Origin of the sequence: Cellulomonas sp. HD19AZ1 (assembly GCF_004535805.1) — a bacterium.
In the GTDB taxonomy this organism is placed as follows: Bacteria; Actinomycetota; Actinomycetes; order Actinomycetales; family Cellulomonadaceae; genus Cellulomonas; species Cellulomonas iranensis.
The window spans coordinates 1-25,692 of sequence record NZ_SPHX01000007.1 but is presented as its reverse complement, the minus strand read 5'-3'; the positions used below and the strand labels follow the sequence as shown (position 1 = coordinate 25,692).

Sequence of the window (25,692 nt, the reverse complement as noted above, 5' to 3'; positions counted from 1 at the left end):
GCCCGGGCCGCGCCGGACCGGGCCGAGGAGGAGACGCATGAGCACCGCCACGCCCGAGGTCCTGGTCCACCCCGACGCCGACGTCCTCGCCGCCGCCGCGGCCGCGCGCCTGCTGACGCGCCTGGTGGACCTGCAGTCGCACCGCTCGCCCGTGCACGTCGTGCTCACGGGCGGGACGGTCGGCATCGCGACGCTGCGGGCCGTCGCGGACTCGCCGGTGCGCGACGCCGTCGACTGGTCGGGCGTGCACCTGTGGTGGGGCGACGAGCGCTTCCTGCCGGCGGGCGACGCGGACCGCAACGAGACGCAGGCCCGCGCGGCGCTGATCGACGCCCTCGGCGACGCGCTGCCGGCCGCGAACGTGCACGCCGTCCCGGGGCCCTCCGACGACGTGCCCGACGGCGAGGCCGCCGCACGCGCCTACGCCGCCGAGCTGCGCGCGCACGCCGCCGACGACGGGCTCGCCCCCCGGTTCGACGTGCTGCTGCTCGGCATGGGACCCGACGGGCACGTCGCGTCGCTGTTCCCCGAGCGGTCGTCGCTGTACGAGGCGAACCTGCTCGTGGTCGCGGAGCACGACTCCCCCAAGCCGCCGTCCGAGCGGGTGTCGCTCACGTTCCCGCTCATCCGGTCGGCGCGGGAGGTGTGGGTCGTCGCCGCCGGGGCCGAGAAGGCACCCGCGGTCGCGCGGGCCCTCGCGGGCGACGACGTCCGGACCACGCCCGCCGCCGCCGCCCGCGGGCAGGAGCGCACGCTGTGGCTCGTCGACGTCGCGTCGGCGGCCGAGCTGCCGGGCGCCGACCCGGCCGCGACGCCCCCGGTCTCCGGGCCCCGCCGCCCCCGCTCGGAGGTGGACCCCGCGTGGACGGCGGTCGAGGCGTACGTCGCACCGCTCGTCGCCGAGGGTGCCGACGCCGTGGCCGTGCGCACCGCCGCCGCCGACGCGGGCCTGCCCGACATCGCGGTGAGCTCCGCGCAGGGCCGCCTGCTCGAGCTGCTGGCGCGCGCCGTGGGTGCGCGCCGCGTGCTCGAGATCGGCACGCTGGGCGGCTACAGCACGTGGTGGCTCGCGCAGGCGGTGCCGGCCGACGGCTCGGTCATGACCCTGGAGGTCAGCGACGCGCACGCGACGGTCGCCCGGACGTCGCTCGCGGCAGCCGGTCTGCAGGACCGCGTCGACGTCGTCGTGGGACCAGCCCTGGAGTCGCTCGACCGTCTCGTGGCCGCCCACGTCGCCCCGTTCGACCTCGTGTTCGTCGACGCCGACAAGCAGCAGCTCGCGGCCTACCTCGACCGCGCCGTGACGCTGTCGCGGCCCGGCACGCTCCTCGTGGTCGACAACGTGGTGCGCGGGGGCGCGGTGGTCGACGCCGACCACCCCGACGACCGCGTGCAGGGCGTGCGCACGTTCCTGGAGCGCGCCGCGGCCGACGGCCGCGTCGACGGCACCGTCGTGCAGACCGTCGGCGAGAAGGGCTACGACGGGTTCGCGCTGCTGCTCGTGCGGTGAGCGCGTCACCGGCCGGGGACGCGGACGGCGTCGCACCCCGCGGGGTGCGACGCCGTTCGCGCGTAGAGGGTGGTCGTCGTCAGCGACGTCCGCGCCGCGCCCGCAGGGCGGCGAGCGCCTCGTCGAGGATCGCCGCGCCGTCCTCCTCGCTGCGACGCTCCTTCACGTACGCGAGGTGCGTCTTGTACGGCTCGTTGCGCGTGGGCGACGGCGGCGCCTCCGGGTCCTGACCGGCGGGGAACCCGCACCGCGGGCAGTCCCAGGTGGCCGGCGCCTCGGCGGCGGCCTCCTCCGCGAAGCTCGGCCGCGTCTCGTGGCCGTTCGCGCACCAGTAGGAGATCCAGACGCGCGGCGCGGCGTCGCCGCGCTCCGCCTCGCCCATCGGACCGGCACCGACGCGCGACCCCCTGATCGCACTTCCGCTCGCCATGGCCGTGCCCCCTTACTCGGAGAACTTCTCGATGAGGCCGAGCAGCACGATCATCACGGTCCACGTCAGCGCGACGCCGACGGTGATCCTGTTGAGGTTGCGCTCGGCGACGCCCGACGAACCGGCGCTGGCCGTGATGCCACCGCCGAACATGTCCGAGAGGCCACCGCCCTTGCCCTTGTGCAGCAGCACCAGCGGGACGAGCAGGAGGCTGGTCAGGACCAGCAGCACCTGGAGGGTGATACGCAGGGCAGTCACGTCGGTGGGTTCCTCACTCGGGCGGTCGGTGCAGCGGTGCGCCGGGCCGCGCGCGGCGTCGGTGCGGGTCGTGCTGGTTCGTGCTTCCGGTCACCCGGCCCCGGGGTGCGGGGACGGGACGACCGCGGTACAGGGTAGGCGACGGGAGGCGGTCGGGACCACCACCGTCGCACCCTGCGGCGTGGTCCGGCCGGCGCGCGGCTGCGCACCGGCCGGACCGCTGCCGGGTCAGGCGACGGTGTGCGCCTGGAACCGCGCGATCTTCGCGAACTCCTCGGGGTCGAGGCTCGCGCCACCGACCAGCGCGCCGTCCACGTCGGGCTTGGCCATGATCGACGCGACGTTCGAGGACTTCACCGAGCCGCCGTACAGCACGCGCACGGCGTCGGCCGTGGCCTGGTCGTACAGCTCGGCGATGCGCACGCGGATCGCCTCGCACAGCTCCTGGGCGTCCTCGGGCGTCGCGGTCTCGCCCGTGCCGATGGCCCACACGGGCTCGTAGGCGACGACGAGGCCCGCGACCTGCTCGGCCGTCAGGCCCTCGAGCGCACCGTCGAGCTGCGCCAGCGTGTGCGGCACGTGCTCGGCGGCCTTGCGCACCTCGAGCGGCTCGCCGACGCACACGATCGGGACGAGGCCCGCGCCGAGCGCCGACTTCACCTTGGCGTTGACGACGGCCTCGTCCTCGTGGTGGTACTGCCGGCGCTCCGAGTGGCCGACGGCCACGTAGGTGCAGCCGAGCTTCGACAGGAACAGCGGCGAGATCTCGCCGGTGTACGCGCCGGACTCGTGCGCCGACACGTCCTGCGCGCCGTAGACGAGCTCGAGCTTGTCGGCGTCCACGAGGGTCTGCACGCTGCGCAGGTCCGTGAACGGGACGAGCACCGCGACCTCGACGGCCGCGTAGTCGTGCTTGGCGTCGCGCAGGCTCCACGCGAGCTTCTGCACGGTGTGCGTCGCCTGGTGGTGGTCCAGGTTCATCTTCCAGTTGCCCGCCATGAGCGGGGTGCGGGTGGTCGCCACGATCAGTCCTCCAGGACAGCGATGCCGGGGAGGGTCTTGCCCTCGAGAAGCTCCAGCGACGCGCCGCCGCCGGTGGAGATGTGGCCGAAGCCGGCCTCGTCGAAGCCGAGCAGGCGCACGGCCGCGGCGGAGTCGCCGCCGCCGACGATCGAGAAGCCGTCGGTGTCGACGAGCGCCTGCGCGACGGCCTTGGTGCCCTCGGCGTACGCGGGACGCTCGAACACGCCCATGGGGCCGTTCCACGCGATCGTCTTCGCCGCGAGGATCGCCTCGCGGAACAGCGCGGCGGACTTCGGGCCGATGTCCAGGCCCATCGTGCCGGCCGGGATCGCGTCGACCGCGACGACCTGGTAGTCGTCCGAGCCGAACTCGGGCGCGACCAGCGTGTCGACGGGCAGGACGATCTCGACGCCGGCCTCCTGCGCCTGCGCGAGGTAGCCCTTGACGGTGTCGACCTGGTCCTCCTCGAGCAGCGAGGAGCCGACCTCGTGGCCCTGGGCCTTGAGGAACGTGAACATCATGCCGCCGCCGATGAGCAGCTTGTCGGCCTTGGTGATGAGGTTGCCGATGACGCCGAGCTTGTCCGACACCTTGGCGCCGCCGAGGACGACGACGTAGGGGCGCTCGGGGTCCTCGACGGCCTTGCGGAGCGCCTCGACCTCGGCCAGGACCAGCGTGCCCGCGGCGTGCGGGAGGCGCAGCGCGACGTCGTAGACCGACGCCTGCTTGCGGTGCACGACGCCGAAGCCGTCGGAGACGAACGCGTCCGCGAGGGACGCGAGCTCGTCGGCCAGCGCGCCGCGCTCGGCGTCGTCCTTCGACGTCTCGCGCGCGTCGAAGCGGACGTTCTCGAGCAGGGCGACCTGCCCGTCCTCGAGCGCCGCGACGGTCGCCTTGGCCGAGTCCCCGACGAGGTCCTCGGCGAGCGCGACGGGCTGCCCGAGCAGCTCGCCGAGCCGGGCCGCGACGGGCGCGAGCGAGTACTTCGCGTCGGGCGCGCCCTTGGGGCGGCCCAGGTGCGCGACGACGATCACGCGCGCACCCTGCGCGGTCAGCGCCTGCAGCGTGGGCAGCGCGGCGCGGATGCGGCCGTCATCGGTGATGGTCGTGCCGTCGAGCGGCACGTTGAAGTCGGAGCGGACGAGCACGCGCTTGCCGCGCAGGTCGCCCAGGTCCTCGATGGTCTTCATGGTCGGTGTCTCCCTCGCTGCCGCCGGTGCTCGGCGGCTCGGACTCCCCCGCGGTGCGGGGGCACGGCCGTGGGGCGTCGAGCCCCGGACACGGCAGCGTCCGCGTGCACCGGGCCGGGTGGCCTCGGCGCACGCGGACGCATGGACTGCCTACGGTGCGAGCGTCAGAGACGCGCGCCCACGTACTCCGTCAGCTTGACGAGGCTGCTCGAGTAGCCCCACTCGTTGTCGTACCAGGCGATGATCTTGACCTGGTCGCCGATCACCTTGGTGAGCTTCGCGTCGAAGATGCTCTGGTGCGGGTTCGTCACGATGTCCGAGGAGACGATCTCGTCCTCGGTGTACTCGAGCGTGCCCTTGAGCGGACCCTCGGCGGCGGCCTTGACCGCGGCGTTGACCTCCTCGACCGTGACCTCGCGCGAGGCGGTGAAGGTCAGGTCGGTGGCCGAGCCGGTGATCGTCGGCACGCGGAGCGCGAAGCCGTCGAGCTTGCCCTTGAGCTCGGGCAGGACGAGCGCCACGGCCTTGGCCGCACCGGTCGTCGTCGGGACGATGTTCTGCGCGGCGGCGCGGGCGCGACGCAGGTCGCGGTGCGGGCCGTCCTGCAGGTTCTGGTCGCCCGTGTAGGCGTGGATCGTGGTCATGAGACCACGCTCGATGCCGATCGCGTCGTTGAGCGCCTTGGCCACGGGGGCGAGGCAGTTCGTGGTGCAGGACGCGTTCGAGATGATGTGCTGCGTGGCCGGGTCGTAGTCCGTGTGGTTCACGCCGACGACGAACGTGCCGTCCTCGTTCTTGGCCGGGGCCGAGATGATGACCTTCTTGGCGCCGGCGTCGATGTGCGCCTTCGCCTTGGTGGCGTCCGTGAAGAAGCCGGTCGACTCGATGACGATGTCCGCGCCGAGCTCCGCCCAGGGCAGGTCGGCCGGGTTGCGCTCGGCGAGGGCGCGGATCTTCTTGCCGTCGACGATGATGTTCTCGTCGTCGTAGTCCACGCTCAGCGGGAAGCGGCCCAGGACCGTGTCGTACTTGAGCAGGTGGGCCAGGGTGTGGTTGTCCGTCAGGTCGTTGACGCCGACGATCTCGATGTCGGCCCCCGAGGCCACGATGGCGCGGTAGAAGTTGCGCCCGATGCGGCCGAAGCCGTTGATGCCGACCTTGATGGTCACTTGCCCTCCTCGGCACGCGCCGTGCTCATGCCGGCGCACACAGTTGGTGTTCGGTCACGCACGCCGCTGTGCGTCCCGACCGCCACGGTCCGCACCCGCCGGACGTTGCCCAGCGTGTTGCGTCCTCGTTGCGATCGGATGACCCGAGCCTATACCCGGTGGCCCAGGTCACGCCCAAGACGAAGGTCCACCCTCCGACGTGTTCGCATGCTGGACCATCCGCCGACCGCGTCGCGGCCGGTCGTCGAGCGACCTCGCGCGTGGCCGTCCGGCGGCGACCGGCACCGCGGCCGTCCGTGACGTCACAGGTCGAGCAGGTCCGGGCTCAGGCCCGCCTCGGTGTCGGGGATCCCGAGCTCGGCCGCGCGCCGGTCGGCGGTCGCCAGCAGGCGCCGGATCCGCCCGGCGACGGCGTCCTTGGTCAGCGCGGGCTCGGCGAGCTTGCCGAGCTCCTCGAGCGACGCCTCCTTGTGCGCGAGGCGCAGCTCGCCCGCCTGGCGCAGGTGCTCGGGCAGGTCCTCGCCGAGGATCTCGAACGCCCGCTCGACGCGTGCGCCGGCGGCCACCGCGGCCCGCGCCGAGCGCCGCAGGTTCGCGTCGTCGAAGTTCGCGAGCCGGTTCGCCGTGCCGCGCACCTCGCGCCGCACGCGACGCTCCTCCCACACCAGCATCGTGTCGTGCGCGCCCAGCCGCGTGAGCATCGCGCCGATCGCGTCGCCGTCGCGGATCACGACGCGGTCGACGCCGCGCACGTCCCGCGCCTTCGCGGCCACGCCCAGCCGCCGCGCCGCGCCGACCAGCGCGAGCGCCGCCTCCGGCCCGGGGCAGGTCACCTCGAGCGACGACGACCGACCCGGCTCGGTGAGCGAGCCGTGCGCGAGGAACGCGCCGCGCCAGGCGGCCTCGGCCTCGCCGACGCCCGCGGACACGACCTGCGGCGGCAGCCCGCGCACGGGGCGCCCCCGGTTGTCGAGCAGACCCGTCTGCCGCGCGAGCGACTCGCCGTCCTTCACGACCCGCACGACGTACCGGCTGCCGCGGCGCAGCCCGCCGCCGGACACCACGATGATGTCGCTCTCGTGCCCGTACACCTCGGCGATCGCCTGCCGCAGGCGGCGCGCGGCGATCCCGGTGTCGAGCTCGGCCTCGATGACGATCCGGCCGGAGATGATGTGCAGACCACCCGCGAACCGCAGGGTCGCCGAGATCTCCGCCTTGCGGCACGAGGTCTTGTCCACCTTGAGCCGGGCGAGCTCGTCCTTCACCTGTGCCGTGAGCGCCATGCCGCAATCCTGCCACCGAGCGGGCCGTGGTCGTGACCGTCTCGTGACCCGATCTCGGCCGGTCCGCCCGGGCGTGCGTCACCGTCCCGTGCGCGTCCCGACGTCGCCCAGGTAGTCCTCCACGACGTCCCGCAGCGCCGCCGCGAGGCGCAGCGGGTCGTGCACGGCGCTCTGGTCGCCGCGCCGCACCTGCCGGACCAGCAGCTGCGCCCCCATCGTCGCGCAGAGGTCCGCGAGCTCGTCGACGTCCTCGACCGACGCCGGGTCGGCCACCACGGCGTGCACGGGCAGCTCGGGCGCGTGCGCGCGCAGCACCGCGAGGTGGTCCACCGCGCGCATGCCCGCGGTCTCGTCGTCGGGGGTGAGGTTGAGCACCACGACGACGCGCGCGGTCGTCTCGAGCAGCGCCGCGCGCAGCGCGGGCACGAGCAGGTGCGGCAGCACCGACGTGTACCAGGAGCCGGGCCCCAGGACGACCCAGTCGGCCTCGCGCACCGCGTCGACCGCCTCGGGGCACGCCGGCGGGTCGACGGGGTCGAGCCGCAGCTGGGCGATGCGCCACCCGGTCGTGGCCACGTGGGTCTGGCCCCGCACGACGTCGCGCTCCCCCGCCGGCCCGACGACGTCGGCCTCGATCCGCAGCGGCACGGACGCCATCGGCAGCACCCGGCCGCGCGCGCCCAGCAGGCGACCGACGAGGTCCAGGCCCTCGACGGTGTCCCCGAACAGCTCCCACAGCGCGACGATCAGCAGGTTGCCCACCGAGTGCCGGTCCAGCGGCCCGTCGGACGAGAACCGGTGCTGGAGCAGGTCCCGCCAGGTGCGCCCCCACTCGGAGTCGTCGCACAGCGCGGACAGCGCCATGCGCAGGTCGCCCGGTGGCAGCACCCCCAGCTCCTCGCGCAGCCGGCCGGACGACCCGCCGTCGTCCGCGACCGTGACGACGGCGGTGATGCGGTCGGTCATGAGCCGCAGCGCCGACAACGACGCCGAGAGCCCGTGGCCGCCGCCGAGCGCGACGACCGCCGGACGCGACGGGTCGCCGAACCGGCTCGCGTGCGGCGCGCTCACTCCTTGCCCAGGTCGCGCGCCGTGACCTGCACGCGGTGCCCGCGCTCGCGCAGGCGCGCGGCGATGGCCTCGCTGATGGCGACCGAGCGGTGCTTGCCGCCCGTGCAGCCCACGGCGATGGTCGCGTACCGCTTCTCCTCGTGCAGGTAGCCGTCGAGCACGGGCTCGAGCGCGTCGACGTAGCGGTCGACGAACGTCACGGCGCCCGGCAGCCCGAGGACGTAGTCGCGCACGGGCGCGTCGCGGCCCGACAGGTGCCGCAGCTCGGTGATCCAGTACGGGTTGGACAGGAAACGCACGTCGACGACGTGGTCGGCGTCGAGCGGGATGCCGTACTTGAAGCCGAACGACAGGACCGACACGTGCAGCACGTCCTCCGACGGGCCCGAGACGCCCGCCCGGACGAGGCGGGCGAGGTCGTGCACGTTGAGGTCGGACGTGTCGATCACGGTGTCGGCGCGCTCGCGCAGGTCCGACAGGAGCGTGCGCTCGTGCGCGATGCCGTCGAGGATCCGGCCGTCGCCCTGCAGCGGGTGCGGACGCCGCACCTGCTCGAAGCGCCGCACGAGCACCTCGTCGGACGCGTCGAGGAACAGCACGCGCAGCTCGACGCCGCGGCTCTGCAGGTCGTCGAGGACGCCCGTGAGCGCGGCGAAGTACTCGCGGCCGCGCACGTCGATGACGGCCGCGAGCCGCTGCGCGGGGCCGCTGACCGGACCGCTGGTCAGCATGCCGACGAGGTGCGTGAGCATCTGCGCCGGCAGGTTGTCGACGACGTACCAGCCGAGGTCCTCCAGCACGGCCGCGGCGCGCGTGCGCCCCGCGCCCGACATCCCGGTGATGACCAGGACCTGCGGCAGCTCGAGGACGGGGGCCACGGTCGCGGCCTCGAGGGCGGGGATGCCCGCCGGCACGGTGATCGGCGACGGCTCGCTCATGTCCCCATCGTGCCAGGCGACGCCGCGGCTGCCTCGTCGGACCCGCCGGGCGTGACGCCGACGCCTGCCGCACCCGGCTCGGCGGCCGGCGCGAGCGCGGCCACGACGGCCTCCGCCGTGCGCGCGCCCATGCCCGGCACCGTCGCGATCTCCTCGGCGGACGCGGCGCGCAGCCGCTTGACCGAGCCGAAGTGCCGCAGCAGCGCGGCCTTGCGCGCCGGGCCGAGGCCCGGCACGTCGTCGAGCGCCGACGCCGTCATGCCCTTGCTGCGGCGCTTGCGGTGGGCCGTGATGGCGAACCGGTGGGCCTCGTCGCGCACGCGCTGCAGCAGGTAGAGGCCCTCGGAGCTGCGCTGCAGGATGACCGGGTACTCCTCCCCCGGCACCCACACCTCCTCGAGCCGCTTGGCCAGGCCGCACAGCGCGACGTCGTCGATGCCCAGCTCGGCCATCGCGGCCGCCGCTGCCGCGACCTGCGGCGGCCCGCCGTCCACGACGACGAGGTTGGGCGGGTAGGCAAACCGGGCCGGGCGGCCCGTGCGCTCGTCGACCGGGCCGCTGCGCGGCGCGTCCTCGTCGTCGGCGTCACCGAGGTCGAGGTCGTGGGACTCGGCGCGCTCGGCGAGGTAGCGGCGGAAGCGGCGCGTGATGACCTCGTGCATCGCCGCCGTGTCGTCGCGTGCGCCCTGGCCCTCGGGGCCGCGCACCGAGAAAAGCCGGTACTCGCTCTTGCGCGCGAGCCCGTCCTCGAACACCACCATCGACGCGGACTGGTACGTGCCCTGGTTGTGCGACACGTCGTAGCACTCGATGCGCAGCGGCGCGCTCGGCAGGTCGAGCGCCTCCTGGATCTCGCGCAGCGCCTGGCTGCGGGTCGTGAGGTCGCCCGCGCGGCGCGTGCGGTGCAGCGCGAGCGCGTGCTCGGCGTTGCGCAGCACGGTCGCCGCGAGCTCGCGCTTGTCGCCCCGCTGCGGCACGCGCACGCTCACGCGGCTGCCGCGCAGGCCGCTGAGCCAGGCCTGCACCTCGTCGAGGTTGGCGGGCAGGACCGGCACGAGCACCTCGCGCGGGACCGCGCCGGGCGCCGTGCCGGCGTCCTCGCCGCCGTACACCTGCTGCAGCAGGTGCTCGACGAGCGCGGCGTCGTCGAGGTCCTCGACCTTCTCGACGACCCAGCCGCGCTGCCCGCGGATGCGGCCGTCACGCACGTGGAAGACCTGGACGGCCGCCTCGAGCTCGTCGCCGGCCATCGCGAAGAGGTCCGCGTCGGTGCCGTCGGACAGCACGACCGCGTTGCGCTCGGTCGCCTTCTCGAGCGTCGCGATGTCGTCACGCAGCCGCGCGGCACGTTCGAAGTCGAGCTCGGCGGCCGCCTCCTTCATGCGCGCGGTGAGGCGGCGCGTGAAGCGCGCGGTGTCGCCCGCCATGAAGTCGCAGAAGTCCTGCGCGAGCTGGTGGTGCTCGTCGACGCCGATCCGCCCGACGCACGGAGCCGAGCACTTGTCGATGTAGCCCAGGAGGCACGGCCGGCCCTGCTGCTTCGCGCGCTTGAAGACGCCCGCCGAGCACGTCCGCACCGGGAACACGCGCAGCAGGAGGTCGACCGTCTCGCGGATCGCCCACGCGTGCGCGTACGGCCCGAAGTAGCGCGTGCCGCGCCGCTTCGCGCCGCGCATGACCTGCACGCGCGGCACCTCGTCCGCCATCGTGACCGCGAGGTACGGGTAGGACTTGTCGTCGCGGTACTTGACGTTGAACCGCGGGTCGAACTCCTTGATCCACGAGTACTCGAGCGCGAGCGCCTCGACCTCGGTGCCGACGACCGTCCACTGCACCGAGGCCGCGGTCGTGACCATCTGCTGCGTGCGCGGGTGCAGCCCGGCGAGGTCCTGGAAGTAGCTGTTCAGGCGGTTGCGCAGGCTCTTGGCCTTGCCCACGTAGACGACGCGGCCGTGCTCGTCGCGGAACCGGTACACGCCGGGGGCGTCGGGGATCTCCCCCGGCGCGGGACGGTAGGTCGCGGGATCGGCCATGCGTCCGAGCCTAGTTCGCGGCACCGACACGGCCTCGCCACGCGGCCACCGCGGGGCGCACGTGTGACGTGCACCACTAGGGTCGGTGCATGGCACAGCTGCTGCACCAGTACTCGGTGGACCTCACGTGGACCGGCGCGGGTGAGGCGGGGACCGCGACCTACACGTCCTACGGCCGCGACCACGCGCTGACGGCGGGCGGCAAGCCCGCCCTGCTCGGCACGTCGGACCCGCACTTCCGTGGCGACGCGGACCGCTGGTCGCCCGAGGACCTGCTCGTCGGCGCGCTCGCGCAGTGCCACATGCTGTGGTTCCTGCACCTCGCGGCGAGCGCGGGCGTCGTCGTGGTCGGGTACGAGGACGCGGCCTCGGGCACCATGCGCATCGAGAGCCAGGGGCAGGGCCAGTTCACCGAGGTCGTGCTGCGGCCGCGCGTGACGGTCCGTGGCGGCACCGCGTCCGACGGCCGCGCCGTGGACGACGCGCTGCTGGCGGACGTGCACCGCCGCGCGCACGAGCACTGCTTCATCGCACGGTCGGTCAACTTCACGGTGCGCCACGAGCCGGCGCCCGTGGTCGTCACCGCCTGAGACGCCTTGCGGCGGGTGCGGGGTCGCGCGACCCGGCACCCGCCCCGAGCGACGCGTCAGGGCGTCAGGCGCTCACCTCGACGCGCTCGGGCTCAAGAACCTCGGCGAGGAACCGGCCGGTGTGGCTCTGCGGCACGGACGCGACGTGCTCGGGCGTGCCCTGCGCCACGACGGTGCCACCGCCCGACCCGCCCTCGGGGCCCATGTCGACGACCCAGTCGGCGTTCTTGATCACGTCGAGGTTGTGCTCGATGACGAGCACGGTGTTGCCCTTGTCGACGAGCGACTGCAGCACGCCGAGCAACTTGCGGATGTCCTCGAAGTGCAGACCCGTGGTGGGCTCGTCGAGCACGTAGATGGTGCGTCCCGTCGACCTGCGCTGGAGCTCGGACGCGAGCTTGACGCGCTGCGCCTCGCCGCCCGAGAGCGTCGGTGCGGGCTGGCCGAGGCGCACGTACCCGAGGCCGACGTCGACCAGGGTGCGCAGGTGCCGGGAGATCGCCGGCACCGCGGCGAAGAACTCGGCGGCCTCCTCGATGGGCATCTCGAGCACGTCGGCGACCGTCTTGCCCTTGAAGTGCACCTCGAGCGTCTCGCGGTTGTACCGCGCGCCGTGGCAGACCTCGCACGGCACGTAGACGTCGGGCAGGAAGTTCATCTCGATCTTGAGCGTGCCGTCGCCCGAGCACGCCTCGCAGCGCCCGCCCTTGACGTTGAACGAGAACCGGCCCGGCGTGTACCCGCGGACCTTGGCCTCCGACGTCTCGGCGAACAGCCGTCGCACGTGGTCCCACACGCCCGTGTACGTCGCGGGGTTGGAGCGCGGCGTCCGGCCGATCGGCCCCTGGTCGACGTGCACGACCTTGTCGAGCTGGTCCAGACCCGTCACGCGCTTGTGACGCCCGGCGACCTGCCGGGCCCCGTTGAGCTCGTTCGCCATGACCGTGTAGAGGATCGAGTTCACGAGCGTCGACTTGCCCGAGCCCGACACCCCGGTGACGGCCGTGAGCACGCCGAGCGGGAACGACACGTCGATGCCGCGCAGGTTGTTCTCGCGCGCGCCGACCACCGTGACCTGCCGCGAGCGGTCCACGGGGCGCCGCGTCGCGGGCATGGGGATCGAGCGCCGCCCCGAGAGGTAGGCGCCCGTGACGGACTCCTGCGACGCGAGCAGGCCCTCGAGGTCGCCCGAGTGCACGACGCGACCGCCGTGCTCGCCCGCGCCGGGGCCGATGTCGACGATCCAGTCGGCGGTGCGGATGGTGTCCTCGTCGTGCTCGACGACGATGAGCGTGTTGCCGAGGTCGCGCAGCCGCGTGAGCGTCTCGATGAGGCGGCGGTTGTCACGCTGGTGCAGCCCGATGGACGGCTCGTCGAGCACGTACAGCACGCCGACGAGGCCCGAGCCGATCTGCGTCGCGAGCCGGATCCGCTGCGCCTCGCCGCCCGAGAGCGTGCCGGCGGGGCGCATGAGCGACAGGTAGTCCAGGCCGACGTCGAGCAGGAACCCGAGCCGCGCCTGGATCTCCTTGACGACCTGCGCGGCGATCGCGCGCTCGCGCTCGCCGAGCTCGAGGCCGTCGATGAAGTCGCGCGCCTCGTCGATGGGCAGCGAGCAGACGTCGGCGATGGAGCGGCCGCCGACCTTGACCGCGAGCACCTCGGGCTTGAGGCGGGCGCCGTCGCACGCGGGGCACGGGACCTCGCGCATGAACGCCTCGTACTTCTCCTTGCTCCACTCCGACTCGGTCTCGGAGTGGCGCCGCTCGAGGAACGTGATGACGCCCTCGAACCCCGTCGAGTACTGCCGCTCGCGCCCCCACCGGTTGCGGTAGCGCACGTGCACCTCGTGGTTCTGCCCGTGCAGGACGGCGTCGCGGGCGCGCTTCGGCAGCGCACGCCAGGGCGTGTCCATCGAGAAGCCCAGGTCGTCCGCGAGGGCCGTCAGGACGCGCTGGAAGTACTCCGAGGACGTCTGCGCCCACGGCGCGACCGCGCCCTGGGCGAGCGACAGCTCGTCGTCCGGGACGATGAGGTCGGGGTCGACCTCGAGCCGCGAGCCGATGCCGGTGCACTCGGGGCACGCGCCGTAGGGCGCGTTGAACGAGAACGTGCGGGGCTCGATCTCGTCGAGCGTGAGGACGTGGTCGTTCGGGCACGAGCGGTGCTCGGAGAAGCGGCGCTCGCGCTGCGGGTCGTCCGCGTCGGCGTCGACGAGCTCGACGGCCAGCAGGCCGCCCGCGAGCCCGAGGGCGGTCTCGACCGAGTCGGTGAGGCGACGCTGCACGCCCTCGCGCGACACGAGCCGGTCGACGACGACCTCGATGTCGTGCTTGAGCTTCTTCTCGAGCGTGGGCGGCGACGCGAGCTGGACGACCTCGCCGTCGACGCGGGCGCGCGCGAAGCCCTTGCCCTGCAGCTCGCGGAACAGGTCGGCGTACTCGCCCTTGCGGCCGCGGACGACGGGCGCCAGCACCTGGTAGCGCGTGCCCTCGGGCAGCTCGAGCAGGCGGTCCACGATCTGCTGCGGCGTCTGCGCCTGGACGCGCTCGCCGCAGACCGGGCAGTGCTGCGTGCCGGCGCGCGCGAACAGCAGGCGCAGGTAGTCGTAGACCTCGGTGATGGTGCCGACGGTCGACCGCGGGTTGCGGTTCGTCGACTTCTGGTCGATCGACACGGCGGGCGACAGGCCCTCGATGAAGTCGACGTCGGGCTTGTCCATCTGCCCGAGGAACTGCCGCGCGTACGCCGACAGGGACTCGACGTAGCGGCGCTGGCCCTCGGCGAAGATCGTGTCGAACGCGAGCGACGACTTGCCGGAGCCGGACAGGCCGGTGAACGCGATCATGGCGTCGCGAGGCAGGTCGAGGTCGACGTTGCGGAGGTTGTGCTCCCGGGCGCCGCGGACCACGAGACGGTCGGACAGAGGTTGCGTCACAGCCGTGCAGTCTACGACCGCCCTCCGACAATCGCACACGTGTTCGACGTGACGCGCGCCCCGTCGGCCGCACGCGCACGCCCGCGCCGCAGCGCGCGCGAGCGACGCCCGTCCGGTCCATGCTGGTCACGATGGAGCCCACGACCAGCCCCGACGCGTCCCGGCGGCACCCCGACCTGCTCGGCTGCCAGGTCCCCATCGAGGACTACGCGGTCCTCGGAGACGGCCACACCGCCGCCCTCGTCTCGCGCGGGGGGTCCCTCGACTGGCTGTGCCTGCCGCGCTTCGACTCCGACGCGTGCTTCGCGGCGCTGCTCGGCACGCCCGACCACGGGCGCTGGCTCCTGACGGTGCGCGACGCGACGTCCGTGACGCGGACGTACCGTGGCGACTCGTTCGTGCTCGACACGACGTACGTCACGCCGACCGGCACGGCCGTCGCGACGGACGCCATGCCGCTCGGCGACGGCCGCAGCGACGTCGTGCGGCGCGTCGAGTGCACGCACGGCGAGGTCGAGGTCGAGCACGAGTGGGTCGTGCGGTTCGGCTACGGCGGCATCCAGCCGTGGGTCCGGCACGAGCGCGACGCCGACGGGAACGACGCGATCCGCGCGATCGCGGGGCCCGACTCGCTGGTCCTGCGCGGCGACCGGCTCCCCCGCGCCGTCGACCACCGGCACCGCGACCGCTTCACGCTGCGCGCGGGCGAGAGCGTCGAGCTGTCCCTCACGTGGGTGCACTCGTGGCAGCCCGTCCCGTCGCGGCTCACGGTGCCGGACCGGCTCGACGAGACCGTGATCGCGTGGGGCCTGTGGGCGCGGGACTGCACGTACGACGGCCCGTACGGCGAGGCCGTCGTCCGCTCGCTGCTGGTCCTGCGGATGCTGACCGACGTGACGACGGGCGGCATCGTCGCCGCGCCGACGACCTCGCTGCCCGAGACGTTCGGCGGCGAGCGCAACTGGGACTACCGGTACTGCTGGCTGCGCGACGCGGCGCTCACGCTCGAGGCGCTGCTGGAGCAGGGGTTCCGCGACGAGGCCACGCAGTGGCGGGACTGGCTCGAGCGGGCCGTGGCCGGGGACCCGCGCGACCTGCAGATCATGTACCGCCTGGACGGGGGGCGCCGGCTCCCCGAGACGCACCTCGACCACCTGCCGGGCTACGCCGGGTCGCGGCCGGTGCGGCTCGGCAACGGCGCGGTCGACCAGGTGCAGCACGACGTGCTGGGCGAGGTGATGTCGGCCCTCGCAATGGCGCGCGACGCGGGCCTGGCCGAGACCGCCGACTCGTGGTCGCTGCAGCGTCGGCTCGTCGACGACCTGGTCCGCGGCTGGCGCGAGCCGGACCGCGGCATCTGGGAGGTCCGCGGCGAGCCACGCCACTTCACGCACTCGAAGATCATGGCCTGGGCGGCGCTCGACCGGTCGATCCGCGGCGCGGAGGACCACGGGCTGCCCGCGCCGCTGGACCGGTGGCGCACCGCGCGCGACGAGATCCGCGCCGACGTGCTGGCGCACGGCTGGTCCGACGAGGTCGGCAGCTTCGTGCAGCACTACGGAGCGACGCACACCGACGCGTCCCTGCTGCAGATGGTGCAGGTCGGCTTCCTGCCCGCGGACGACCCGCGCGTCCTCGCGACGGTCGCACGGGTGCGCGACGAGCTCGAGGTCGCGCCGGGGCTGCTGCTGCGCTACCGCGCCGAGCGGACCGACGACGGCCTGGAGGGCGACGAGGCGCCGTTCCTCGCGTGCTCGTTCTGGCTCGCGGACGCGCTCGCGCGCGCGGGCGACGTCGCCGGGTCGACCCGGGTGCTCGACGCGCTGGTGCCGCTCGCGAACGACGTGGGGCTGCTCGCGGAGCAGTACGACCCGCGGGCGCGGCGCATGGTCGGCAACGTGCCGCAGGCGCTGTCCCACCTCGCGCTCGTGCGCGCGGCCCACAGCCACGACGTCGCGTGCCGGGCAGCCGCCGCGGCCGACGCGGCGGACGACGGCACCTCGGTGGAGGCACGATGACGGGACCGGGCTACACGGGGCGGGTGCACGTCGGCGGCGCGACCGACGTGCGCGTGCTCGACGGCGCGGAGATCCGCAAGGTCGCCGTCGGCCCGACGGACAACGCGGCCTACCTGCTGACGTGCCGCCGCACGGGCGCGCAGCTGCTCGTCGACGCACCCGCCGACCCGGACCGGCTGCTCGCGCTCGTGCGCGAGGGCTCGCCGTCGGCGCGGCTCGACGTCGTCGTCGTCACGCACCGCCACCACGACCACGTCGGTGCGCTGACGTCGGTGGTGGCGGTGACCGGCGCGCACGTCGCGGCCGGGGTGGACGACGCGGACGCGATCGCCGCCGCGACCGACCACCCGGTGACCACGCGTCTGCGGCACGGCGACACGGTCGCGGTCGGCGACCTCGTGGTCGAGGTCGTCGCGCTGCGCGGGCACACCCCGGGGTCGGTCGCGCTCGCGCTGACCGAGCCCGCGGACGCCGCGGCGCCGGGCGCCGTGCCGGGGCGCGTGCACCTGTTCACGGGCGACTCGCTGTTCCCCGGCGGCGTCGGCGCGACCGGCGGCGACCCCGCGCGGTTCGCGGCGCTGCTGGGCGACGTCACGGCACGCGTGTTCGACCGGTTCCGCGACGACACCTGGGTCTACCCCGGGCACGGCGACGACACGACGCTCGGTGCCGAGCGTCCGCATCTGGCCGCCTGGGCGGCACGCGGCTGGTGAGCGGTCAGCCCTCGAGCGGCCCCAGCACCGACGCCGCGACGGTCGCGTGCGCGGACTCGTCGTCAGAGGGGTGGTAGATGCCGGCGAGCACGTCGCGGTACAGGCGCGCGAGCTCGCTGCCCGTGAAGTAGGCGCCGCCGCCCGACACCCGCAGCGCGTGGTCGACGACCACGCGAGCGGTCTCGGTGGCCCGCACCTTGAGTCCCACGAGCTGCGCGAACCACCGTGCGCCGTGGTCGACCCGCTCGTCGACGTCGCGCGCGAGCGCGAACAGCTGCAGCTCGGCGCCGTCCTGCGCGAGCGCGGCGTCCGCGACCCGCCACCGGATGTCGGGGTCCTGCGCGTAGCTGCGCCCGCCGTTCTTCATCGAGGTGCGGCGGCGCGCGTGCGCGACGCCCACCTCGAGCGCGCGACGCCCGATCCCCGTGTACACGGCAGCGAGCAGCGTCTCGAAGACCGCGAAGAGCGCGAACACGAACGGGTCGGCGCTCGGGCCCGGGGGCAGCCGCCGGTACACGCGGTCCGCCGGTGCGTACGCACCCTCGAGCACCGTGGTCGCGGACTGCGTCGCGCGCATGCCGAGCGTGTCCCAGTCGTCCTTGGCCCGCACGCCGCCGTCCTCGCGCGCGACGACGCCGTGCACGAGGCGCGGGTCGTCGGGGTCGGAGTCGTCGAGGCCGAACGTCGCCAGCCGCGTCCACACGGGCGACAGCGACGTGAAGATCTTGGTGCCGTGGTACCGGTAGCCACCGTCGTCCTGGCGCTCGGCGCGCGTGCGCGACGCGAACATCACGAGGTCGTTGCCTGCCTCGGAGTTGCCGAACGCGAACACCTCGCCGGCGGCCGCGTCCCGCAGCACGAACTCCACCGAGCCGTCGCCGTGCGCGTCGAGCAGCGCCGCGAGCCCGGTCACCACGAGGTGCATGTTCACCGCGAGGGCCGTCGCGGGCGCGGCGCCCGCGAGCCGGACCTGCTCGCGCGCGACCTCCTTGAGGGTCAGGCCGGCACCGCCGAGCCGCTCCGGCACGAACGCCGTGAGGTAGCCCGCCGCGACGAGGTCGGCGAGGTCGTCGTGCGGGAACGTGTTGTCGCGGTCGTGGGCGTCGGCGCGCGAGCGGATGCGCTCGAGCAGCTCGTCGGTCAGCAGGGTGCGCTGCCGCCGCGGTGCCGGCGGGGTCGTCGAGGTCATGCCGCCACTCTGCCACCGCCGCGCGCGCCCACCGCGCCGCGCGGCTCGGGCAGGATGTCGCCATGACCACATTCGCCGTCCGCTACACCTACGACGAGCGCGCCGACGTGCGCGACACCGTGCGTCCCGAGCACCGCGCGTGGCTCGCGCAGCAGGCCGACGCCGGCGCGCTGCTCGGCTCGGGACCGTTCACGGACGGCGACCCGGGCGCTCTGCTCGTGTTCCGCGCCACGGACGAGGCCGCGTTGCGCCTCCTGCTCGCGCAGGACCCGTTCGCGCGCGAGGGGCTCGTCGCCGCCACCGAGGTGCGCGTGTGGGACGTCGTGCTCGGCCCGTGGGCGACGACCGTCTGAGACCGACCGGCCGGGGTGGGCACGAGACGCGCCCACCCCGCGCGCGCGTCAGGCGCCCGGTCGACCGGGGGCCGGGGGGTCGTCGTGCTGCGCGGGTGGCGCAGCGACCGACCGTCGCGGGCCCAGCACGAGGCTCGCGACCGTCGCGGCACCTAGCGCGCCCGCGATCACCACGAGCGAGAGCCAGGTCGGCACCTCGGGCGCCCACGCCACGGGCTCGCCGCCGTTGACGAAGCCCAGCGTGTTCGTCGCGAGCGCCTCGAGCACGAGCTTCCCGCCGATGAACGCGAGCACCGCCGCCAGCCCGTAGGGCAGGTAGACGAGCGTGTCGAGCAGTCCCCCCAGCAGGAAGTACAGCTGCCGCAGCCCCATCAGCGCGAAGACGTTCGCGGTGAACACGATGAACGGGTCGTGCGTGAGCCCGAAGATCGCGGGGATCGAGTCGAAGGCGAACAGCACGTCGGTCGTGCCGATCGCGAGGAAGACGACGAGCAGCGGCGTGAAGACCCGCCGCCCGTCCCGTTCGGTGCGCAGGTTCCCGCCGTCGTACGTCGAGGACATCGGCAGCACGCGCCGCACGACCCGCACGACCGCGTTCTCGCTGTACTCCTCGTCGTCGTCGCCCGCGCCCTCGCGGGCGACCTTCACGGCCGTCCACACGAGGAAGGCGCCGAACAGGTAGAACACCCACGTGTACCGCTCGATGAGCGCCGCGCCGGCCAGGATGAACCCGCCGCGCAGCACGAGGGCCACGACGATGCCGACCATGAGGACGCGCTGCTGCTGCTCCCGCGGCACGGCGAAGCTCGACATGATCAGCAGGAACACGAACAGGTTGTCGACCGACAGGCTGTACTCGGTCAACCAGCCGGCGACGAACTCCCCCGCGGGCGCCGCGCCGCCGACGACGGACAGCAGCCCGGCGAAGGCGAGCGCGAGACCCACGTACACGAGCACCCACGTGACGCTCTCGCGCACGCTCGGCACGTGCGGCCGGCGCCGCACGATGGCGAGGTCGACCAGGAGGATCGCGACGACCGCGACGAGCGAGGCGACCTGGAAGGCCGCGGGCAGCTCGTGGGTCACGGACGGTCGTCCCGGATCTCGTCACGCCCGACGCCGGGCCCCTCGGGGGCGTCGGCGTGCACGCCCAGGCGCGCCTCGCGCGACGACGCCTGCGCGGCCGCCGACGCGGCGGCGTCCTTGCGGTTGCGGTGCAACGACAGCACCGTCGTGACGACGAGGGTCGCGATGATGACCCCGAGCGACACCCACGTGTTGACCTCGGGGATCGCGGTGACGTGCTCGCCGCCGTTGATGAAGCCGACCTCGTTGGTGTGCAGCGCGTGGATGAGCAGCTTCACGCCGATGAAGCCGAGGATGAAGCCCAGGCCGTACGACAGGTACACGAGCTTGTCGAGCAGCCCGTCGATGAGGAAGAACAGCTGCCGCAGGCCCAGCAGCGAGAACGCGTTGGCCGTGAAGACGAGGTAGGTCTCCTGCGTGAGGCCGAAGATCGCCGGGATCGAGTCGACCGCGAAGATGATGTCGGCGGTGCCGATCGCGATCATGACGATGAGCATCGGGGTGATGAACCGCTTGCCGTCGCGGCGGACGACCATCTTGTCCTCGACGTAGTCGTCGGTCGTCGGGAACGCGCGACGCGTCCAGCGGAGCACCGCGTTCTCGTGGTACTCGCCCTCCTCCTCGCTGCCCGACCTGATCTGCGTCCACGCGGTGTACAGCAGGAACGCGCCGAAGATGTAGAAGATCCACGACAGGTTCTCGATCATCGCGGCGCCGACGAAGATGAAGACCGTGCGCAGCACGAGCGCGATCGTGATGCCGATGAGCAGCACCTTCTGCTGGTACAGCCGCGGCACGCGGAAGCTCGCCATGATGAGGACGAACACGAAGAGGTTGTCGACGGACAGGCTCTTCTCGGTCACGTACCCCGCGAAGTACTCACCGCCGTAGGTCGCGCCCCACACGCCCCACACGAGGAAGCCGAAGAGGATCGCGACGCCGACGTAGCCGGCCGACCACCACGCCGACTCGCGCAGGGTGGGCTCGTGCGGCGAGCGCACGTGACCCACGTAGTCGACGGCGAGCATGAGCAGGATGGCGCCGACGGTGACGGCCCACGCCCAGACAGGAACATCCACGAAACGACCTCCGGAAGGGTACGGCTGATGACCGGAGGTCTCTTCCGCCAGCGCCGGACCCTGCGGGTCGGACGCGCGGCCGACGGCACCGGGCCGACAACGATGGCGACCGTGATGACGATGACGTCGCGGGGAGTACTCCCCTCCAGTGCGCCACTATAGGTGACGGACCGGCGAGCCGCCGTCCGGGCGTCCGCGCGCCGGACGCCCGGACGGCGGGTCGCGTCAGACCAGGCAGAACTCGTTGCCCTCGGGGTCCTGCAGCACGATCCAGAATCCCTGCGCCGGGTCGTCGAACTCCTGCACGTGCGTCGCTCCGCGCGCGACGAGCTCGTCTGCCCGCGCACGGACGGCGGGCTTGTCGGGCTCCTCGCCGCGCGCGCGTCCGGGCTGACCGACGTCGAGGTGCAGGCGGTTCTTGGCGACCTTGCCCTCGGGCACCTTCTGCAGGAACAGGCGCGGCCCGGCGCCGTCGGGGTCGACGATCGTGTACGCGTCGTTCCAGCGGTCCTCGGGCAGCCCCCAGCCCTGGAGGGTCTCCTCCCACGTGCTGAACCCCGGCGGCGGCGGCTCCTCGACGTAGCCCAGCACGTCGGCCCAGAACGCCCCCAGCCCGCGGGGGTCGTGCGCGTCGACGACGATCTGCAACCTGCGGTCCATGCATCCTCCAAGGGTGCGGAGCGAGGGGTGCTGAGCGGGCCGTGCGGCGGCGCCGCGCGGTCAGGCGGTGGCGGCCTGCATCTGCCGCAGCTCCTTCTTCAGCCCGGAGATCTCGTCGCGCAACCGCGCCGCGAGCTCGAACTGCAGCTCGCCCGCGGCGGCGTGCATCTGGTCCGTGAGCTGCTGGATGAGGTCGGCGAGCTCGTGCGCCGCCGCGCCGGTGAGGCGCGTGCGTTCGTCGTGCGGCGCGGTGCGCGACCCGAACCCGGGCACGGGCGCCTTGCCGCGGCTCGCCTGCCGGCCGCCGCCGCCGAGCAGCTCGGCGGTGTCGGCGTCCTCGCGCGCGAGCATGTCGGTGATGTCGCCGATGCGCTTGCGCAGCGGCTGCGGGTCGATGCCGTGCTCGAGGTTGTACGCGATCTGCTTCTCGCGGCGACGGTCGGTCTCGTCGAGCGCGAGCCGCATGGCCGGGGTGATCTTGTCGGCGTACATGTGCACCTGGCCGGAGACGTTGCGCGCGGCGCGGCCGATCGTCTGGATCAGCGACTTGCCCGAGCGCAGGAAACCCTCCTTGTCGGCGTCGAGGATCGCGACCAGCGAGACCTCGGGCAGGTCGAGGCCCTCCCGCAGCAGGTTGATGCCGACGAGCACGTCGTACTCGCCCAGGCGCAGCTCGCGGAGCAGCTCGACGCGGCGCAGCGTGTCGACCTCGGAGTGCAGGTACCGGACCCGGACGTCCTTCTCCAGGAGGTAGTCGGTGAGGTCCTCCGACATCTTCTTCGTCAGCGTCGTGACCAGGACGCGCTCGTCGCGCTCGACGCGCGTGCGGATCTCGCCCAGCAGGTCGTCGATCTGCCCCTTCGTGGGCTTGACGACGACCTCGGGGTCGACGAGCCCGGTCGGACGGATGATCTGCTCGACCACGCCGTCCGCCATCGACAGCTCGTAGTCCCCGGGCGTCGCCGACAGGTACACGGTCTGCCCGATGCGCTCGACGAACTCCTCCCACCGCAGCGGGCGGTTGTCGATCGCGCTCGGCAGCCGGAACCCGTGGTCGACCAGCGCCCGCTTGCGCGACCGGTCGCCCTCGTACATCGCGCCGATCTGGGGCACGGTCACGTGCGACTCGTCGATGACGAGCAGGAAGTCCTCGGGGAAGTAGTCGATCAGCGTGTGCGGCGCGGACCCCGGCGCGCGTCCGTCGATGTGCCGCGAGTAGTTCTCGATGCCCGAGCACGAGCCGATCTGCCGCATCATCTCGATGTCGTAGGTCGTGCGCATCTGCAGCCGCTGCGCCTCGAGGAGCTTGTTCTGCCGCTCGAGGTCCGCCAGGCGCTCCGCCAGCTCGGCCTCGATGCCGGTGATCGCGCGCTCCATGCGCTCGGGACCGGCCACGTAGTGCGTCGCCGGGAAGACGTGGACCTGCTGCTCGTCCCGCACGATGTCGCCCGTGAGCGGGTGGAGCGTCGCGATCGCCTCGATCTCGTCGCCGAACATCTCGATGCGGATCGCGAGCTCCTCGTAGACCGGGATGATCTCGATCGTGTCGCCGCGCACGCGGAACGTCCCGCGCGTGAACGCCATGTCGTTGCGCGAGTACTGCATCGTCACGAACTGGCGCAGCAGCTGGTCGCGGTCGATCCGGTCGCCGACCGCGAGGGTCACCATGCGGTCGACGTACTCCTGCGGCGTGCCCAGCCCGTAGATGCACGACACCGTCGCGACCACCACGACGTCACGGCGCGTCAGCAGCGAGCTCGTCGCGGAGTGCCGCAGCCGCTCGACCTCCTCGTTGATCGAGGAGTCCTTCTCGATGTAGGTGTCCGTCTGCGCGATGTACGCCTCGGGCTGGTAGTAGTCGTAGTACGAGACGAAGTACTCGACGGCGTTGTTCGGCAGCAGCTCACGGAACTCCGTGGCGAGCTGCGCCGCGAGGGTCTTGTTGGGCGCCATGACGAGCGTGGGACGCTGCAGCCGCTCGATGAGCCACGCGGTGGTCGCCGACTTGCCAGTGCCGGTCGCGCCGAGCAGCACGACGTCCTTCTCGCCCGCCTGCACGCGCTCGGCGAGCTCGGCGATCGCGGTCGGCTGGTCGCCGCTCGGGGTGTACTCGGACACCACCTCGAACGGCGCGACGGTCCGCTGCAGGTCGGTCACGGGGCGCATGCGACCACCGTACGTCGAGGCACCGACAACGACCGCGCGAGCCTCCCGGGCCCGGGGAGCCCCGCCCGTCTCAGGTGCCGCTGAACGACACCGAGGCCGCGGGGTCCGCCTCCTTGAGCAGCTTCGCGTAGCCGTCCATGAACGCGCGGTACGTCGAGAAGCCCGCGACCTTGCGCTTCGAGACCGGCAGGAGCGCGCTCACGCCCGACGAGCGCGTCACGTAGCTCGTGATGAGCGTCCGCACCGTCACGCGGCCCACCGCCCGGTCGACCTCGGCGTCGAAGAACAGCACCGGCTCGGTGCCGTCGCGCGTCATGTCGCGGACGGCGAACGAGACCTTGCTCGACCCGCGCTCCCCCGTCCGCAGCCAGCCGGACGGGTCGTCGACCGCCGCGGCGGCTTTCACCGCCAGATCGAGGACCTGGGTCGCCGTGAGCGTCCCCGTGGCCACCGAGAGCGACGCCTTCGACTGCAGCGGGCGCGCCTCCCACCCGTTCGTGCCGACCGACTGGAGCGCCATCGTTCCTCCGGCTGCTGTTCCCCTGACGGGCCGCCGCAGCGGCCCCCGGACGCGTCGTCGCGCCCGCTCCGAGTGATCGGCGGTCGAACCGTACTCCTCGCGTGGACACGCGTTCAATTCACCCGTCGGAGTGACGCCGGTTCGCCGCATCGGCGGACGAACGTCCCGCACCCGCCACGTGAGCGTGTGGCAGACGGGGTCAGGGCGTGTCGGCGGCGCGCTCGGCGTCCTGCTCGGCCGCGACCCGCTCCCACAGCTCGTCGACCTGCCGCCGCAGGTCGGCGTCGCCGCCCGTGCCGTCGAGCACGACGTCGGCGACCGCCAGGCGCTCCTCGTCGCGCGCCTGCGCCGCGACACGCGCCTCCGCGTCGGCGCGGGTCATGCCCCGCAGCCGCACGAGCCGCTCGACCCGCAGCACCGCGGGCGCGTGGACGACCACGACGGCGTGGAAGTCGCCGGCCTGGCCCGTCTCGACCAGCAACGGGATGTCGTGCACGACGACGGCGCCCGGGTCGAGCGCGGCGGCGGACGCCTCGCGCTCGGCCGCGAGCCGCCGGACCGCCGGGTGGACGATCGCGTCGAGCCGGGACCGCGCGTCCGGGTCGGAGAACACGACGCGGGCGAGCGCCGGTCGGTCGAGCGTGCCGTCCTCCCGGAGCACCTCCGGGCCGAACGCCTCGACGACGGCGTCGAGACCGGGCGTCCCGGGTTCGACGGCCGCGCGCGCGAGCACGTCGGCGTCGACGACGACCGCCCCGCGCTCGGCGAACCTGCGCGCCGCGACGGACTTGCCGGCCGCGATGCCTCCCGTGAGCCCGATGCGCTGCATCGCCCCATCGTGCCCACCACGGGCGCCGGGCGCGACCCGCCCCGCCGTCGTGCCGCGGGGACGGCGACGGCCGGCCACCCCAGGGGTGACCGGCCGTCGTGGCGTGCCGGGCGCGGGCGTGGGCCCGCGGTCCGTCAGTTGCCGGTGAGCTTCTCGCGCAGCGCGGCGAGCGCCTCGTCGGACGCGAGGGTGCCGGTGGCCTCCTCCGTCGCGGACGAGTAGGTCGACGGGATCGCCCCGCCGCCACCGCCGGACGTCGACGCACCGGTGTCCGAGTTCTGCGCGTCGAGGTCCGCCTGGGCCGCCGCGGCGACCTGCTTGCGGTGGGCCTCCCAGCGCTCGTGGGCGGCCGCGTACTGGGCCTCCCACGCCTCGCGCTGGGCCTCGAAGCCCTCGAGCCACTCGTTCGTCGTCGGGTCGAAGCCCTCGGGGTACTTGTAGTTGCCCTGCTCGTCGTACTCGGCCGCCATGCCGTACAGCGCGGGGTCGAAGTCCTCCGACTCGGGGTCGAAGCCCTCGTTCGCCTGCTTGAGCGACAGCGAGATGCGGCGACGCTCGAGGTCGATGTCGATGACCTTGACGAAGACGTCGTCGCCGACCTGCACGACCTGCTCGGGGATCTCGACGTGGCGCACGGCCAGCTCCG

Annotated in this window: 23 protein-coding genes; 5 read left to right on the top strand and 18 right to left on the bottom strand. The window is 73.4% G+C overall.

What is annotated here, in order from left to right:
- Positions 1–37: 37 nt before the first annotated feature.
- Positions 38–1,510, top strand: a complete 1,473-nt coding sequence (gene pgl / locus E4A51_RS18995) for a 6-phosphogluconolactonase (RefSeq protein ID WP_070318973.1) — start codon at positions 38–40, stop codon at positions 1,508–1,510.
- 79 nt (positions 1,511–1,589) lie between these two features.
- Here the strand turns inward: pgl and E4A51_RS15230 are convergent, their stop codons facing one another.
- From E4A51_RS15230 to uvrC, 9 genes are all read right to left on the bottom strand, one after another.
- Positions 1,590–1,940 carry an RNA polymerase-binding protein RbpA gene (locus tag E4A51_RS15230; RefSeq protein ID WP_046528465.1) on the bottom strand — a complete coding sequence of 117 codons (351 nt, stop codon included), beginning with the start codon at positions 1,938–1,940 and terminating at the stop codon, positions 1,590–1,592.
- Positions 1,941–1,952: 12 nt separating this feature from the next.
- Complete coding sequence (gene secG, locus E4A51_RS15225; RefSeq protein WP_046528466.1) at positions 1,953–2,198, bottom strand: preprotein translocase subunit SecG; 246 nt, start codon at positions 2,196–2,198, stop codon at positions 1,953–1,955.
- A gap of 228 nt (positions 2,199–2,426) precedes the next feature.
- Complete coding sequence (gene tpiA / locus E4A51_RS15220) at positions 2,427–3,221, bottom strand: triose-phosphate isomerase (protein ID WP_082131353.1); 795 nt, start codon at positions 3,219–3,221, stop codon at positions 2,427–2,429.
- Positions 3,222–3,223: 2 nt separating this feature from the next.
- Positions 3,224–4,411 (bottom strand): phosphoglycerate kinase, encoded by a 1,188-nt coding sequence (pgk, locus tag E4A51_RS15215; protein ID WP_070318972.1) that lies wholly within the window; start codon positions 4,409–4,411, stop codon positions 3,224–3,226.
- A 164-nt stretch (positions 4,412–4,575) separates the two neighbouring features.
- The gene (gene gap, locus E4A51_RS15210; protein WP_046528468.1) at positions 4,576–5,580 is read right to left on the bottom strand and encodes a type I glyceraldehyde-3-phosphate dehydrogenase; all 1,005 of its coding nucleotides are present in this window, start codon (positions 5,578–5,580) and stop codon (positions 4,576–4,578) included.
- A 302-nt stretch (positions 5,581–5,882) separates the two neighbouring features.
- On the bottom strand, positions 5,883–6,863 hold the full coding sequence (gene whiA / locus E4A51_RS15205) for a DNA-binding protein WhiA (protein ID WP_046528469.1): 981 nt from the start codon (positions 6,861–6,863) through the stop codon (positions 5,883–5,885).
- 78 nt (positions 6,864–6,941) lie between these two features.
- Positions 6,942–7,934 (bottom strand): uridine diphosphate-N-acetylglucosamine-binding protein YvcK, encoded by a 993-nt coding sequence (gene yvcK / locus E4A51_RS15200; protein WP_070318970.1) that lies wholly within the window; start codon positions 7,932–7,934, stop codon positions 6,942–6,944.
- Positions 7,931–8,872 carry an RNase adapter RapZ gene (rapZ, locus tag E4A51_RS15195; protein WP_046528471.1) on the bottom strand — a complete coding sequence of 314 codons (942 nt, stop codon included), beginning with the start codon at positions 8,870–8,872 and terminating at the stop codon, positions 7,931–7,933. The genes yvcK and rapZ overlap by 4 nt, the downstream gene beginning before the upstream one ends.
- Positions 8,869–10,905: an excinuclease ABC subunit UvrC gene (uvrC, locus tag E4A51_RS15190; protein ID WP_070318969.1), complete on the bottom strand. Its 2,037-nt coding sequence runs from the start codon at positions 10,903–10,905 to the stop codon at positions 8,869–8,871. The genes rapZ and uvrC overlap by 4 nt, the downstream gene beginning before the upstream one ends.
- Before the next feature lie 89 nt (positions 10,906–10,994).
- On the opposite strand from uvrC, the gene E4A51_RS15185 reads away from it, so the two are divergent.
- Complete coding sequence (locus E4A51_RS15185) at positions 10,995–11,495, top strand: OsmC family protein (protein ID WP_070318968.1); 501 nt, start codon at positions 10,995–10,997, stop codon at positions 11,493–11,495.
- 64 nt (positions 11,496–11,559) lie between these two features.
- Here the strand turns inward: E4A51_RS15185 and uvrA are convergent, their stop codons facing one another.
- Positions 11,560–14,421 carry an excinuclease ABC subunit UvrA gene (gene uvrA, locus E4A51_RS15180; protein ID WP_134852425.1) on the bottom strand — a complete coding sequence of 954 codons (2,862 nt, stop codon included), beginning with the start codon at positions 14,419–14,421 and terminating at the stop codon, positions 11,560–11,562.
- A 143-nt stretch (positions 14,422–14,564) separates the two neighbouring features.
- Between uvrA and E4A51_RS15175 the strand changes: the two genes are divergently transcribed.
- Positions 14,565–16,451 carry a glycoside hydrolase family 15 protein gene (locus tag E4A51_RS15175; protein WP_134852265.1) on the top strand — a complete coding sequence of 629 codons (1,887 nt, stop codon included), beginning with the start codon at positions 14,565–14,567 and terminating at the stop codon, positions 16,449–16,451.
- Positions 16,448–17,164, top strand: a complete 717-nt coding sequence (locus E4A51_RS15170) for an MBL fold metallo-hydrolase (protein WP_134852264.1) — start codon at positions 16,448–16,450, stop codon at positions 17,162–17,164. Before E4A51_RS15175 ends, E4A51_RS15170 begins: the two co-directional genes overlap by 4 nt.
- A 4-nt stretch (positions 17,165–17,168) precedes the next feature.
- On the opposite strand, the gene E4A51_RS15165 is transcribed toward E4A51_RS15170, so the two are convergent.
- Entirely contained in the window at positions 17,169–18,353 is a 1,185-nt protein-coding gene (locus E4A51_RS15165; RefSeq protein WP_134852263.1) for an acyl-CoA dehydrogenase family protein, read from the bottom strand.
- A 62-nt stretch (positions 18,354–18,415) separates the two neighbouring features.
- Between E4A51_RS15165 and E4A51_RS15160 the strand changes: the two genes are divergently transcribed.
- Complete coding sequence (locus E4A51_RS15160; RefSeq protein ID WP_070318966.1) at positions 18,416–18,706, top strand: YciI family protein; 291 nt, start codon at positions 18,416–18,418, stop codon at positions 18,704–18,706.
- 48 nt (positions 18,707–18,754) lie between these two features.
- On the opposite strand, the gene E4A51_RS15155 is transcribed toward E4A51_RS15160, so the two are convergent.
- From E4A51_RS15155 to E4A51_RS15125, 7 genes are all read right to left on the bottom strand, one after another.
- Complete coding sequence (locus E4A51_RS15155) at positions 18,755–19,792, bottom strand: TerC family protein (RefSeq protein ID WP_046528477.1); 1,038 nt, start codon at positions 19,790–19,792, stop codon at positions 18,755–18,757.
- Positions 19,789–20,871 carry a TerC family protein gene (locus E4A51_RS15150; protein WP_087508238.1) on the bottom strand — a complete coding sequence of 361 codons (1,083 nt, stop codon included), beginning with the start codon at positions 20,869–20,871 and terminating at the stop codon, positions 19,789–19,791. The genes E4A51_RS15155 and E4A51_RS15150 overlap by 4 nt, the downstream gene beginning before the upstream one ends.
- Positions 20,872–21,096: 225 nt before the next feature.
- Positions 21,097–21,531 (bottom strand): VOC family protein, encoded by a 435-nt coding sequence (locus E4A51_RS15145; protein WP_134852262.1) that lies wholly within the window; start codon positions 21,529–21,531, stop codon positions 21,097–21,099.
- 60 nt (positions 21,532–21,591) lie between these two features.
- Positions 21,592–23,697 (bottom strand): excinuclease ABC subunit UvrB, encoded by a 2,106-nt coding sequence (gene uvrB, locus E4A51_RS15140; protein WP_070318965.1) that lies wholly within the window; start codon positions 23,695–23,697, stop codon positions 21,592–21,594.
- 70 nt (positions 23,698–23,767) lie between these two features.
- Complete coding sequence (locus E4A51_RS15135) at positions 23,768–24,217, bottom strand: hypothetical protein (protein WP_070318964.1); 450 nt, start codon at positions 24,215–24,217, stop codon at positions 23,768–23,770.
- A gap of 199 nt (positions 24,218–24,416) precedes the next feature.
- Positions 24,417–25,046: a dephospho-CoA kinase gene (gene coaE / locus E4A51_RS15130; protein WP_070318963.1), complete on the bottom strand. Its 630-nt coding sequence runs from the start codon at positions 25,044–25,046 to the stop codon at positions 24,417–24,419.
- Positions 25,047–25,180: 134 nt separating this feature from the next.
- Positions 25,181–25,692, bottom strand: a 512-nt coding sequence (locus tag E4A51_RS15125) for a S1 RNA-binding domain-containing protein (RefSeq protein ID WP_134852261.1), incomplete at its 5' end; no start/stop codon positions are given.

Coding starts and splice junctions, on each gene's coding strand:
- E4A51_RS15185 (WP_070318968.1), top strand. CDS start 10,995: ATGGCACAGCTGCTGCACCAGTACTCGGTGGACCTCACGTGGACCGGC.
- E4A51_RS15160 (WP_070318966.1), top strand. CDS start 18,416: ATGACCACATTCGCCGTCCGCTACACCTACGACGAGCGCGCCGACGTG.
- uvrB (WP_070318965.1), bottom strand. CDS start 23,697: ATGCGCCCCGTGACCGACCTGCAGCGGACCGTCGCGCCGTTCGAGGTG.
- E4A51_RS15135 (WP_070318964.1), bottom strand. CDS start 24,217: ATGGCGCTCCAGTCGGTCGGCACGAACGGGTGGGAGGCGCGCCCGCTG.
- uvrC (WP_070318969.1), bottom strand. CDS start 10,905: ATGGCCGATCCCGCGACCTACCGTCCCGCGCCGGGGGAGATCCCCGAC.
- rapZ (WP_046528471.1), bottom strand. CDS start 8,872: ATGAGCGAGCCGTCGCCGATCACCGTGCCGGCGGGCATCCCCGCCCTC.
- pgl (WP_070318973.1), top strand. CDS start 38: ATGAGCACCGCCACGCCCGAGGTCCTGGTCCACCCCGACGCCGACGTC.
- E4A51_RS15175 (WP_134852265.1), top strand. CDS start 14,565: ATGGAGCCCACGACCAGCCCCGACGCGTCCCGGCGGCACCCCGACCTG.
- E4A51_RS15170 (WP_134852264.1), top strand. CDS start 16,448: ATGACGGGACCGGGCTACACGGGGCGGGTGCACGTCGGCGGCGCGACC.
- whiA (WP_046528469.1), bottom strand. CDS start 6,863: ATGGCGCTCACGGCACAGGTGAAGGACGAGCTCGCCCGGCTCAAGGTG.
- E4A51_RS15230 (WP_046528465.1), bottom strand. CDS start 1,940: ATGGCGAGCGGAAGTGCGATCAGGGGGTCGCGCGTCGGTGCCGGTCCG.
- E4A51_RS15165 (WP_134852263.1), bottom strand. CDS start 18,353: ATGACCTCGACGACCCCGCCGGCACCGCGGCGGCAGCGCACCCTGCTG.
- pgk (WP_070318972.1), bottom strand. CDS start 4,411: ATGAAGACCATCGAGGACCTGGGCGACCTGCGCGGCAAGCGCGTGCTC.
- coaE (WP_070318963.1), bottom strand. CDS start 25,046: ATGCAGCGCATCGGGCTCACGGGAGGCATCGCGGCCGGCAAGTCCGTC.
- E4A51_RS15145 (WP_134852262.1), bottom strand. CDS start 21,531: ATGGACCGCAGGTTGCAGATCGTCGTCGACGCGCACGACCCCCGCGGG.